Source organism: Noviherbaspirillum denitrificans (genome assembly GCF_002211445.1).
Classification (GTDB): Bacteria; Pseudomonadota; Gammaproteobacteria; order Burkholderiales; family Burkholderiaceae_D; genus Noviherbaspirillum; species Noviherbaspirillum denitrificans.
In genome coordinates, this window is record NZ_LSTO01000001.1 from 781853 (window position 1) to 794532 (window position 12680).

Genomic DNA, 12680 nt, shown 5'->3' on the forward strand with positions numbered 1-12680 from the left:
TTGGGACAGGCGCCGGCAGCTCAACTGCAACAGAACGAGAGAAAAGAACAATGAACCGCTTCACCGCAACCACGGTCGGCAACCAGCCGTCCGGTACCGCATTCGAAAAACTCCGGAATGCTTTTGCCATCGGCAAGGTCCGCTGGACCATGCTCGCGATGGTATTTTTTGCAACCACGCTCAACTACATCGACCGCGCCGCGCTGGGCATCATGCAACCGGTCCTTGCCAAGGCGATGAGCTGGACCGCGCAGGACTACGCCAATATCAATTTCTGGTTCCAGGCAGGCTATGCGATCGGCTATGTGCTGCAGGGCCGCCTGATCGACCGCATCGGCGTCAAGACCGGATTTGCGATGGCCGTGCTGGTCTGGAGCGCCGCCGCTGCCGCTCACGGCATGGTGGCGTCGGTGGTCGGATTCATGGTGTGCCGCTTCGTGCTCGGCCTGGCCGAGGCGGGCAACTACCCATCTTGCATCAAGACCATTCGGCAGTGGTTCCCGGTCGGTGAACGCGCGATTGCGACCGGCGTCTTCAACGCCGGCACCAATGTCGGCGCGATGGTGACCCCGCTGCTGATTCCGTTCGTCATGACAGTGTGGGGCTGGCAGGCGGCGTTCTTCCTCATCGGTGCCGTCGGCCTGGTATGGCTTGCGATCTGGCTGAAGTCTTACTACAACCCCGAAAATCATCCGAGCGTGCGCCGCTCCGAACTGGACTACATCCAGCACGGCCATGAACCGGTGCAGCCGCAAGTGTCGATGGCCAGGGTGCTGCGCCTGCGCGCGACCTGGGCCTACGCGCTGGGCAATGCACTCACTGCGCCGGTGTTCTGGTTCTACCTCTACTGGCTGCCGCCCTACCTCAACAAGCAGTACAACCTCGGCATCAGCGTCGTGCAGATGGGCCTGCCGCTGATCGTGATCTTCCTCGCCGCCGATTTCGGCAGCGTGTTCGGTGGCGTGTTGTCATCCTCGATGATCGGCCGCCGCATGAAGCCGATCACCGCCCGCCTGCTGTCGATGTTCCTCTGCGCGCTGTGCATTACGCCGGTCGTGCTCGCCTCGTCCGCCAGCGGCGTCTGGACCGCGGTGTTCTACATTTCGCTGGCCATTGCCGCACACCAGGCATGGACGGTGAACCTGTGGAGCCTGGCGATGGACATGGCGCCGAAGAATGCGGTCAGTTCCGCATTCGGCGTCGGCGGGACTTGCGGCGCGATCGGCGGCATGTTCATGACGCAGCTGGTGGGGTATGTGCTGACGACGACGGACAACAACTATTCGGTGCTGTTCATGATGGTGCCGGCGGCTTACTTCATTGCGCTGGTGTGGGTGTACCTGGTGGCGCCGCGGAAGGTTGAAGTGGTGGCTTGAGTGTTTCGTCATTGACGGACTGGCGCCCGCAAGCGAAATGCGTTGTTCGCTTGCGGGCGTTTTTGCGTCATGTCTCGTCTTCCGTCCCCCGTCATCCCTGCGAAGGCGGGGATGACGGGGGACGAGAATGACAACGCCGCAGAACTCTCCCGCCTGCAAGCAACACAGAAATCAAGTATTAGCTGCCGCATCAAACCCACCCTCGTTGCAAGGGCGCGGCAAAAGAAAAAGGCCGGCGATGCCGGCCCCTCAATCAATCAGGCCAGTGCGGCCACGAGCTGCGGGACAGCCTCGAAAAGATCACCCACCAGCCCATAATCCGCCACCGAGAAAATCGGCGCTTCCGGGTCCTTGTTGATGGCCACGATCACCTTCGAATCCTTCATGCCGGCGAGATGCTGGATCGCACCGGAGATACCGACGGCGACATACAGTTGCGGCGCGACGATTTTGCCGGTCTGGCCGACCTGCCAGTCATTCGGCACGAAGCCGGCATCGACTGCAGCGCGCGATGCGCCCATTGCCGCGTTGAACTTGTCAGCCAGGGGTTCGAGGATCTTGAAGTTTTCCGCCGAACCCAGGCCGCGGCCGCCGGACACGACGACCTTGGCCGATGCGAGGTCGGGACGGTCGGACTTGGCGACGGCGCGCGACACGAAAGCGGATTGGCCGCTGTCCTCAACCGCCTCGACCTTCACGATGTCAGCGGAGCCGCCAGCCGGCGCCGCATCAAACGCCGTCGTGCGCACGGTGATGACCTTCACTGAATCGGCCGTCTGCGCAGTGGCAATCGCATTGCCCGCATAGATCGGTCGCTCGAACGTATCGGCCGAGACGACCCGTGTGATCTCGGATACCTGCGCGACATCGAGCAGGGCCGCGACGCGCGGAAGGACGTTCTTGCCGCCTGCGGCTGCGGGCGCAAGGATGTGTGAATAGCCGCCGGCCACGGCCAGCACTTGGGCGGCCACGTTTTCAGCGAGCCCGTCCGCAAATTGCGGCGCATCGGCCACGAGCACTTCGGCGACACCGGCAATGCGTGCCACCGCTTCGGCGACGGCACCGCAGTTGTGGCCGGCGACCAGGACATGGACATCGCCCGCGCACTGGCGGGCGGCGGTGATGGTGTTGAGGGTGCCCGCATTCAGCGAAGCATTGTCGTGTTCAGCAATGACGAGTGCGACCATAATCTTCTTCGGGTAGTGAGGTATGTTGAGAGGGGGGATCAGCTGGCGGGAGCGAGGAAGGCATCCTGTTCGTTTTCGTCCGTCGTTTCCGGCGCCCAGCCCACCTTGCGGCGAATCTGTTCGGGGGAAGGCGGCGGTTCCGGGTGCGCCTGGCGTTGCTGCAGCCAGTTGCGAATGAGTTGCCGGGTCAATTGATTGTCCATCGTGTGCTCCCTTGCAGGTTGCTCAGATCACCTTTGCTTCGTTCTTCAGCTTGTCGACCAGCGCGGCGACATCCGGCACCTTGATGCCGGCGGAACGCTTCGGCGGCTCGCTAACCTTCAATGTCTTCAGGCGCGGCGTGACATCGACGCCGAGGTCGGCCGGCTTGAGGGTATCGAGCTGCTTCTTCTTGGCCTTCATGATGTTGGGCAGCGTCACATAGCGCGGCTCGTTCAGGCGCAGGTCGGTGGTCACCACGGCCGGCAGTGCCAGCGACACGGTTTCCAGGCCACCGTCCACTTCGCGCGTCACGACGGCCTTGTCGCCTTCGATGCTGACCTTCGAGGCGAAGGTCGCTTGCGGCCAGCCCAGCAGCGCGGCCAGCATCTGGCCGGTCTGGTTGCAGTCGTCGTCAATCGCCTGCTTGCCCAAGATGATCAGTTGCGGCTGTTCCTTGTCGGCGACGGCTTTCAACAGCTTGGCCACGGCCAGCGGTTGCAGTTCAAAATTTGAGTCGGTTGCGGTCTCGACCAGCACGCCGCGGTCGGCGCCGATCGCCATCGCGGTACGCAGGGTTTCCTGGCATTGCGTCAGGCCGCAGGACACCGCCACCACTTCGGTCACCTTGCCGGCTTCCTTGAGCCGGGTCGCTTCTTCAACGGCGATTTCATCGAACGGGTTCATCGACATCTTGACGTTGGCGATGTCGACACCGCTGCCGTCGGACTTGACCATCACCTTCACGTTCGCATCGATCACGCGCTTGACGGGAACGAGCACTTTCATGTGTTACCTCGTAAGTTGGGAATAAAAAATGCCGGATCCGCTCGGCGGATCCGGCCAAGCAGCCTTGGAGGAGACGAGGCTGAGAGACATTCTTCGTTACACGCGCTCGATCACGAGCGCGATGCCCTGGCCGACACCGATGCACATGGTGCACAGTGCATAACGGCCGCCGGTGCGTTCAAGCTGGTACAGCGCGGCCGTCACCAGGCGCGCGCCGGACATGCCGAGCGGATGGCCGAGTGCGATCGCGCCGCCGTTCGGATTGACGCGTTCGTCGTCGTCGGCAATGCCGAGCTGGCGCAATACCGCAAGCCCCTGGCTGGCGAAAGCTTCATTCAGTTCGATCACATCCATCTGGTTGAGCGACATGCCGAGCTGCGCCATCAGCTTTTGCGTGGCCGGCGCCGGGCCGATGCCCATGATGCGCGGCGCAACGCCTGCCGTTGCCATGCCCACGATGCGGGCGCGCGGCTTCAGGCCATGCTTGTCGGCGCCAGCGGCACTGGCCAGCAGCAATGCACAGGCACCGTCGTTGACACTGCTAGCATTGCCGGCGGTGACGCTGCCATCCGGACGAACGACGCCCTTCAGTTTCGCGAGGCCTTCCAGCGTGCTGATGCGCGGCTGCTCGTCCTGGTCGATGCGCAGCGGGTCGCCCTTCTTCTGCGGGATATTCACCGCGACGATTTCCGCGGCAAACACACCGTTGGCCTGCGCACGCGCCGCCTTTTCCTGGCTGCGCAGTGCGAATGCATCCTGGTCGGCGCGACTGATGCCGAAGTCCACGGCGACGTTCTCGGCGGTTTCCGGCATCGAATCGACGCCGTACTTTTCCTTCATCAGCTTGTTGATGAAACGCCAGCCAATGGTGGTGTCCTGGATCGAATTGACGCGCGAGAACGCGGAATCCGCCTTCGGCACCACGAAAGGCGCGCGGCTCATCGACTCGACGCCGCCGGCGATCATCAGGCTGGTTTCACCGGATTTCAGCGCGCGCGCCGCCGTGCCGACCGCGTCCATGCCGGAACCGCACAAGCGGTTGATGGTGCTGCCGGGCACGTCGACCGGCAAGCCCGCCAGCAGCGAAGCCATGCGCGCGACATTGCGGTTGTCCTCGCCGGCCTGGTTGGCGCAGCCGAAGATCACGTCGTCGATCGCACTCCAGTTCACCGACGGATTGCGCTCCATGAGTGCCTTGATCGGCACTGCGCCGAGATCATCGGCGCGCACCGAAGACAATGCGCCGCCGTAACGGCCGATGGGGGTGCGAATCGCGTCGCAAATGTAGGCGTCCATTCTTATCTTCCGTATTTGTTTAGCCCAGCGCGAACGGATTCGCGCGGTTGGGTTGCGTGGTGATCCACACGCTCTTGGTTTGCAGGTATTCCTTGATCGCTTCGGCGCCGCCTTCGCGGCCGATACCGCTGCGCTTGTAGCCGCCGAACGGCGTCGCGAACGAGGTCGCGCGGTAGTTGTTGACCCAGACGGTGCCCGCGCGGATGCGCTCGACGCAATACAGCGCGCGGTGCAGGTCCCGCGTCCACACGGCGCCTGCCAGGCCATAGTTGGTGTCGTTGGCGATTTCCAGCGCTTCTTCCATGGTCTTGAAGCGGATCACCGACAGTACCGGGCCGAATACTTCTTCCTGCGCGATGCGCATGGAATTGTTGACGCCGGTGAAGATGGTCGGCGCCACGAACTGCCCCTGGCCATAGCCGGGACCCGTAATCGCATGGCCGCCGAGCACGCAGTTCGCGCCTTCATTCTTCGCGATGTCGATATACGACAGCACCTTCTCGAAATGCGGGCGGTTGGAGATCGGGCCGATCTGGGTGTCCGGGTCGGACGGGTCGCCGATGCGTGCCTTCTTCACCTCAGCGACCAGCTTGTCGACGAATGCGTCGTGGATGGTGTCCTGCAGCAGCAGGCGCGAACCCGCCATGCAAGTCTGGCCGGCAGCACTGAAGATGCCGGCAATCGCGCCCTTCACTGCCTGGTCGATGTCCGCATCGTCGAACACGATGTTGGCCGACTTGCCGCCGAGTTCCATCGTCACATGCTTGAAGTCCTTCGCGGCGGCGATGTTCACATGCTTGCCGCCGATCTCGCCGCCGGTGAACGCGATCTTTGCCACCAGCGGATGGCTCGACAGCGGCTCGCCGACTTCGGCGCCGTAGCCCGACACGACATTGACCACGCCCGGCGGGAAGCCGGCCTCGACGCACAGGCGGCCGAGTTCGTAGGTCGATGCGGAAGTGAATTCCGACGGTTTGAGCACCATGGTGTTGCCCGCGGCCAGTGCCGGCGCAAGCTTCCAGATAGTCAGCGCGATCGGCGAATTCCACGGTGTGATCGCCAGCACCACACCCAGCGGTTCGTGGCGGGTGAAGTTGAACACGCCCGGCTTGGGCATCGGGATCACGTTGCCCATCACCTTGTCGGCGAGGCCGGCGTAGTAGTACACCCACTGCGCGGCGTGGCGCATCTGGCCCGCGACTTCGACGATCAGCTTGCCGTTGCTGCGCTGTTCGATGTGGCCGAGTTTTTCCGCATCGCGCTCGATCAGTGACGCCAGCTTGCGCAGCAGCGCGCCGCGATCGGTGGCGCTGAGGCTGGTCCAGGCCGTCGAATTGAACGCCTTGTGCGCGGCACGCACCGCGCGGTCGGCATCCTCGGCATTGCTGCGCGGGACGCGCGCCCAGACCTCGCCCGAAAATGGCTCGACCTGGTCGATCCATGCGTCCGACGCCGGGTCGCACCATTCGTTGCCGATCAATTGTTGATAAGTGTTCATCTTGGATTCCAATGCAAGGAAGAGGGGGCAGTCCGTATGCAGCGCATCTTAGCGGAGCATGTATGGCAACAGTGTTCCGATAAGTCATGACCCTATGATGTTTGCGAAACCCGCGCATTGGCACGCTCGCATAAGATGCATTCACCCTGATTGCACATCGACCGTGACCCCATCCACTCCCGCTTTCCGCAACGCGCTGCCCGTCACCGCCATCCTGGTGCTCCTGTTCGGGACGCAACCGGTCGCGATGGATCTCTACCTGCCCGCGCTGCCGGAAATCGCCGGCCGCTTTGGCGGCAGGATGGGCCAGGCGCAATGGACGCTGACCGCCTACCTTCTCGCATTCGGCATTTCGCAGCTGTTCGTGGGCGCATTGTCCGACCGCTTCGGGCGCCGGAAAACACTGCTGTGCGGACTCGCCTGCTACATCGCCGCCGCAGCGATCGGCGCACTGGCACCAAGTCTCGGCGTGCTGGTCGCCAGCCGCGCGCTGCTTGGCGCGGCCACCGCCGCCTGTGTGACCTCGGCGCGCGCCGTGATTCGCGACTGCTATTCCGGGCAGGATGGCATGGGCATCATGGCGCGCAGCATGACGGGCATGAGTGCAATCGCGCTGGTCAGCCCCGTGATCGGCGGCGTCGCGACCAGCTTGCTGGGCTGGACCAGCACCATTGCCATGATCGCCGTGTTCGGCGTCGCGGCGTGGATTGCCGTCTACACAACGTTTACGGAAACGGCAACCACCACCGGCGGCAGCGCACGCATCGGTATAGGCGTGCTGCTGTGCCATCCGCAATTCCTGGCGTCGTCCTTCCTCGCCGGCTGCAGCTTCAGCGGCGCGGTGTCCTTCCTGCTGCTGTCGCCCTTCATCTTCATCGGCAAATTCGGCATGTCACGCATCGCCTACGGCCTCGTGCCCGCGATTTGCTCGCTCGCCTTCCTGAGCGGGACGGTGTTTTGCCGCCATTACCTTGCGCGCGTACCGGTGCCCGAGGTGATCCGGCTGGCCGCCATGCTGTCCGTGGCCGGCGGCATCGGCCAACTGCTGCTGTGGCATGCCGGCATCCTGACGCCCTGGTCGATTCTCGCCAGCCAGTGCCTCTACATGTTTGGCCACGGCATCCACCAGCCCTGCGGACAGGCAGGATCGGTGGCGCCATTTCCGCAGTTCGCCGGGCGAGCCGCCGCGGTTTCCGGATTCATCATCATTGCGACCGCGTTCGCAGTCGGACAAGCCGTATCGCACAGCAGCCTGCCGCCGGCGCAGACGCTGATGACGGTACTGGCGCTGGCAGCATGCGCAATCGCCTGCCTCGGCTGGCTTGCGATTCCGCGCGCCTACCGCCTCGCCGAAGCCGGGCAGGCGCGCGCGGCAATGTGTTCCGATAACTCATGACCCCATGATGTTTGCGAAACCTACTGCGCAAATGCTTCCGATATGATGAATCTCACTTTCGTCACTCCTTAAACGAGCCTGCTTACTATGGATTTCCACCTCAATGAAGACCAGCGCGCATTCGCTGATTCCGTGCGCCGCTTTGCCACCCAAGAGCTGGCGGCTGGCGCCCTCGAACGCGCGCATTCGAACGAATATCCCTGGGACGTCGCACGCAAGCTGAGCGAACAGGGCCTGCTCGGCATCACCATGAAGGAAGAAGACGGCGGCATCGGCGGTTCGCTGATGGATGCGGTGATCGCGATCCAGGAACTGGCACTCGTCTGCCCGAAGAGCGCGGACGTGGTCCAGGCCGGCAACTTCGGTCCGATCCGCACCTTCGCCGAATACGCATCGCCTTACTTGAAGGAACGCTTCCTCGGCGACCTGCTCGCGGGCAAATCCCTGATCGCGCTCGGCATGAGCGAACCCGACGCCGGCTCCGCCGTCACCGAACTGAAGACCAGCGCCGTGGAAGACGGCGACCATTTCATCATCAACGGCTCCAAGGTGTTTTCCACGCACAGCCCGCACGCCAACATCTTCCTGGTCTATGTGCGTTTCGGCCCGGGCCTGAACGGCATCGGCTCGGTCATCGTCGAACGCGGCACGCCGGGTTTCGAAGTGGGCCAGCCGTCGCCGTTCATGAGCGGCGAGGAATGGTCGCAGCTTTACTTCACCGACTGCCGCATCCCGAAGGAAAACGTGCTGCTCGGTCCGGGCGGATTCAAGAAGCAGATCTCCGGCTTCAATGTCGAGCGCATCGGCAATGCCTCGCGCGCGCTGGCGGTCGGACGGCATGCCTTCAACGTCGCCCGTGAACACTGCCTCAACCGCAAACAGTTCGGCCGCTTGCTGTGCGAATTCCAGGGCCTGCAATGGAAGTTCGCCGAAATGGCGCTCAAGCTCGAATCCGCGCAGATGCTCTTGTACCGCGCCGCGACCAATGCCGACGGCGCCCTGCCCTCCGCCTATGAAACCGCGATTGCCAAGCTGGCGTGCAACCAGGCCGGCTGGGAAGTTTCCAACGACGCGCTGCAGGCGATGGGCGGCTACGGTTACTCGACCGAATCGCTGGTCGAGTACTGTGTCAAGCGTACCCGCGGCTGGATGATTGCCGGCGGCTCGATCGAAATCCTGAAGAACCGCATCGCGGAAGATGTATTCGAGCGCCGCTTCGACCAGCGTCCGGCAAAGGTCTGAAATGAAAATGAACGAACTCATGCACGGATTGCGCGGCCCGGCCCTCGGTCAAGCGCTGCTGAACCCGAAGAAGATCGCGCTCGTCGGCGTGTCCGACGACCTGTCCAAGACCACCGCCCGCCCGCTGCGCTTCCTGCGCACCGCGGGTTACGGCGGCACGATCTACACCATCAACCCCACACGCAAGGTGGTGCAGGGCGAGCCGGCCTACCCTTCGCTGTCAGCGCTGCCGGAAGTACCGGACCACGCCTTCATCCTGACCAACTCCGAACTCGCTATCGATGCGGTCGAGGAATGCGGCAAGCTCGGCATCCCGGTTGCCACCATCATGGCCGCCGGCTTCTCGGAATCCGGTCATGAAGGCGTCAAGCGCGAACAGCGCCTGAAAGCAATTGCAAAGGACATGGGCGTACGCGTGCTGGGCCCGTCCAGCCTCGGCGTGATCAATGTGCGCGAAAAACTCGTGCTCACCGCCAACGCTGCGTTCGCCGAAGCCGACCTGCCTGCCGGCGGCATCTTCTGCGCATCGCAGAGCGGCAGCATGCTGGGCGCGCTGACCTCGCGCGGCCGTGCGCGCAACATCGGCTTTGCCGGCCTGGTGTCCGTGGGCGGGGAAAGCGACCTGTGCATCGGCGAAATCTGCGAAGCAACGCTGGATGATCCGAACGTCACCGGCTACATGCTGTTCCTCGAATCGATGCGTCATGCGGATGCGCTGCACCGCTTCGCGCTTGGCGCCGCTGCGCGCGGCAAGCCGGTCGTGGCGTTCAAGCTCGGCCGCTCCGAAGTCGCCGCCGAACTCGCGGTATCGCACACCGGCGCGCTGGCCGGCGAAGACAGCGTAGCCGACACCTTCTTCAGCGACTGCGGCATCGCCCGCGTCGAGACGCTGGATGGCTTGCTCGAAGCAATGCCGCTGCTGGCGCGCATCCCGGCGAGCGCGTCACATCACGGCGGTCGCAAGCCGACTGTCGGCGTGGTGACCACGACAGGCGGCGGCGCGGCGATGGCCGTCGACCAGCTCGGCATCCGTGGCGTCAACGTGATCCCGCCATCGAAAGAAACGCTGAAACGCCTTGCCGAGCGCGGCATCGAAGCCTCCGGCGCCGCCATCGTCGACCTGACGCTGGCCGGCACCAAGTACGAGGTGATGAAAGCCACGCTCGAAGTGATGCAATCCGCACCGGAATTCGACATGGTGCTCGCCACCGTCGGTTCATCCGCGCGCTACCAGCCAGACCTCGCCGTGGCACCGGTGATCGACAGCGCGCATGCCGGCAAGCCGCTCGCCTGCTTCGTGGTGCCTGAAGCGCCCGACGCATTGAAGCGCCTGACCGAGGCCGGCGTGCCGAGCTTCCGCACGCCGGAAGCCTGCGGCGATGTGATCGCGGCAGCCTTCCGCCGCCGCGCACCGGTTCCGCAACTGCCGCCGCCGCCCGCAGCCAAGGGCGAACGCATGCTGGACGAAGCGAGCGCCTACAAGATGCTCACGCCGCTGGGCGTGCCGCACGCGGCGTACGCCGTGCTGGCAGTGGATGCGCCTGTCCCGGCGCTGCCCTTCCCCTTCCCGGTCGTGGTCAAGGTGCTGCATGAAGAGATCGCGCACAAGACCGATGTCGGCGGCGTGATCCTGAACGTGGACAGCACGGCGTCGCTGGCCGAGGCAATGGCCCGCATCAAGCTGAACGTCGAGAAGAATCGTCCCGGCACCGTCGTCAGGCAGGTGCTCGTGCAAGCGATGAGCAAGGGCCTCGGCGAAGTGCTGGTCGGCTTCCGCCGCGATGCCGACGTCGGCCCGGTGGTGATGCTGGCCGCTGGCGGCGTGCTGACCGAGATCTACCGCGACCGCGCGCTGCGCCTGGCGCCGGTCACCGTGGAAGTTGCTCGCGAGATGGTCAAGGAAGTGCGCGCCCTGGAAGCGCTCGCCGGTTATCGCGGCCGACAGGAAGGCGACCTGGAAGCCGTTGCGCAGGCAGTGGCTGCTTTCTCGCAACTTGCCTTGCTCAAGGACGAGGTCGTGCTCGAAGCGGAAATGAACCCGCTGATCGTGCGGCCCAAGGGTGACGGCGCGCTGGCTGTCGATGCGCTGGTTCGACTGGGATGACTGAATTGGGGACTGTATCGATGAACTCGCTCGTGCGCATGGAAAGGGACGGCGACATTGCCGTCATCGTGATCGACAATCCGCCCGTGAATGCCGGCTCGCTCGGCGTGCGCCAGGGCATCCTCGCCTGCATCCGCCAGATCGACACCGATCCCGCGGTGGCCGGCGCGGTCATCATCGGCGGCGGCAAGACCTTCATCGCCGGTTCGGACCTGAAGGAATTCGGCAAGCCGATCGAAGAGCCGCAACTCCCCGTCGTCATCGCAGCGATTGAACAGTGCAGCAAGCCGGTCGTCGCCGCGCTGCACGGGGCGGCGCTCGGCGGCGGCTATGAATTGTCGCTCGGCTGCGATGCGCGGGTGGCAGCGCCCGGCACCGTGGTCGGCCTGCCCGAAGTCACGCTCGGCATGATTCCTGGCGCGGGCGGTACGCAGCGCCTGCCGCGCCTGACCGGCATCGCGAAAGCCATCGGGCTCATCTGCGCCGGCACCCGCGTCGAAGCAGCGAAAGCGCAACAGCTGGGCATGGTCGATGCCGTGGCGGAAGGCGACCTGCGGGAATTCGCGGTGAAGTATGCGCGCCGCATGGAAGCCCGGAAGCGCCCGGTGCGCGACCGCCTGCCGCCGGCGGACGACGCCACTGCCATCCAGGAAGCCGCCGAAGCAGCACTGAAAGCCGGCCGCAACCGGCCGCAGGTAGCAGCCGCGATCGCTGCCGTCATGTCCGTTGCGACAACGCCGATCGATGAAGCGCTCGCCGCGGAGCGTGAAGTGTTCCAGAAAATGCGCGTCGGCAATGAAGCCTTCGCATTGCGCCACCTCTTCTTCTCCGAGCGTGAATCGCACAAGCACCCGGAACTCGAAGGCGCGTCCGCACGCTCCGTGCACAAGATAGCGGTCATTGGCGCCGGCACGATGGGCACCGGCATCGCACTCGCGGCGCTGGCCGGCGGATTCGAAGTGGTGCTGCTTGAACAGGAAGCCGACGCATTGCAGCGCGGCCTGGCGCGGATCGAAGAACATTATGCGCAGCGCATTGCCGCCGGCAAGATGAAGATGGCAGAAGCGCAGGAGCAACAGGCAAGGCTGTCCGCCGGTATCGAGGACACCCTGCTCGACGGCGTGCAGCTGGTGATCGAAGCAGTGTTCGAAGACCTCTCGGTAAAGCGCATCGTGATGCGCCGCATCGAATCGCTCCTGCCGCCCGGCGTCATCCTCGCATCGAATACCTCTTACCTCGACCTCGACGCCATCGCCGAAGCGACGCACCGCCCGCAAGATGTGGTCGGCCTGCATTTCTTCAGCCCGGCCAATGTAATGCGCCTGCTGGAGGTGGTGCGTGGCGCATACACCTCGCCGGATGTGCTCGCGACCTGCTTCGACGTCGCGCGCCGCCTCGGCAAGTTGCCGATTTTGACCGGCAACGCCTTCGGCTTCATCGGCAACCGCATCTATGCGGCCTACCGCCGCCAGTGCGAGTTCATGCTGGAAGAAGGCGCGCTGCCGGAACAGGTCGATGCGGCGGTGGAAGCCTTCGGCTTCGCGATGGGCCCGTTCGCGGTCGCCGACTTGTCCGGCCTCGACATTGCGTGGCG

General features: G+C 64.3%; 10 protein-coding genes. 5 read left to right on the top strand and 5 right to left on the bottom strand.

Translation table 11 applies throughout. The features are described from left to right. Positions 1-50 precede the first annotated feature (50 nt). Positions 51-1376 carry an MFS transporter gene (locus tag AYR66_RS03975; RefSeq protein ID WP_088706455.1) on the top strand — a complete coding sequence of 442 codons (1326 nt, stop codon included), beginning with the start codon at positions 51-53 and terminating at the stop codon, positions 1374-1376. A gap of 257 nt (positions 1377-1633) precedes the next feature. On the opposite strand, the gene AYR66_RS03980 is transcribed toward AYR66_RS03975, so the two are convergent. The 5 genes from AYR66_RS03980 to AYR66_RS03995 form a co-directional block, all read right to left on the bottom strand. Then, complete coding sequence (locus AYR66_RS03980; protein WP_088706456.1) at positions 1634-2563, bottom strand: electron transfer flavoprotein subunit alpha/FixB family protein; 930 nt, start codon at positions 2561-2563, stop codon at positions 1634-1636. Positions 2564-2601: 38 nt separating this feature from the next. Next, positions 2602-2766, bottom strand: coding sequence for a hypothetical protein (locus tag AYR66_RS28710; protein ID WP_170942008.1), 165 nt, complete (start codon positions 2764-2766; stop codon positions 2602-2604). Positions 2767-2788: 22 nt separating this feature from the next. After that, on the bottom strand, positions 2789-3550 hold the full coding sequence (locus tag AYR66_RS03985; RefSeq protein WP_088706457.1) for an electron transfer flavoprotein subunit beta/FixA family protein: 762 nt from the start codon (positions 3548-3550) through the stop codon (positions 2789-2791). Between the two features lie 96 nt (positions 3551-3646). Then, positions 3647-4846, bottom strand: coding sequence for a 3-oxoadipyl-CoA thiolase (pcaF, locus tag AYR66_RS03990; RefSeq protein WP_088706458.1), 1200 nt, complete (start codon positions 4844-4846; stop codon positions 3647-3649). Between the two features lie 19 nt (positions 4847-4865). After that, the gene (locus AYR66_RS03995) at positions 4866-6344 is read right to left on the bottom strand and encodes an aldehyde dehydrogenase (RefSeq protein WP_088706459.1); all 1479 of its coding nucleotides are present in this window, start codon (positions 6342-6344) and stop codon (positions 4866-4868) included. Between the two features lie 163 nt (positions 6345-6507). Here AYR66_RS03995 and AYR66_RS04000 point away from each other — a divergent pair, with 163 nt between their 5' ends. The 4 genes from AYR66_RS04000 to AYR66_RS04015 all read left to right on the top strand — a co-directional run. Continuing rightward, the gene (locus AYR66_RS04000; protein ID WP_170942054.1) at positions 6508-7740 is read left to right on the top strand and encodes an MFS transporter; all 1233 of its coding nucleotides are present in this window, start codon (positions 6508-6510) and stop codon (positions 7738-7740) included. Between the two features lie 87 nt (positions 7741-7827). Next, a complete protein-coding gene (locus tag AYR66_RS04005) occupies positions 7828-8982 on the top strand; it encodes an acyl-CoA dehydrogenase family protein (protein ID WP_088706461.1) in 1155 nt (384 codons plus the stop codon). Positions 8983-8989: 7 nt separating this feature from the next. Next, positions 8990-11086: an acetate--CoA ligase family protein gene (locus AYR66_RS04010; protein WP_234814737.1), complete on the top strand. Its 2097-nt coding sequence runs from the start codon at positions 8990-8992 to the stop codon at positions 11084-11086. A 20-nt stretch (positions 11087-11106) separates the two neighbouring features. After that, positions 11107-12680: 3-hydroxyacyl-CoA dehydrogenase NAD-binding domain-containing protein (locus AYR66_RS04015; protein WP_141104149.1), on the top strand; the 1574-nt coding region annotated here is incomplete at its 3' end.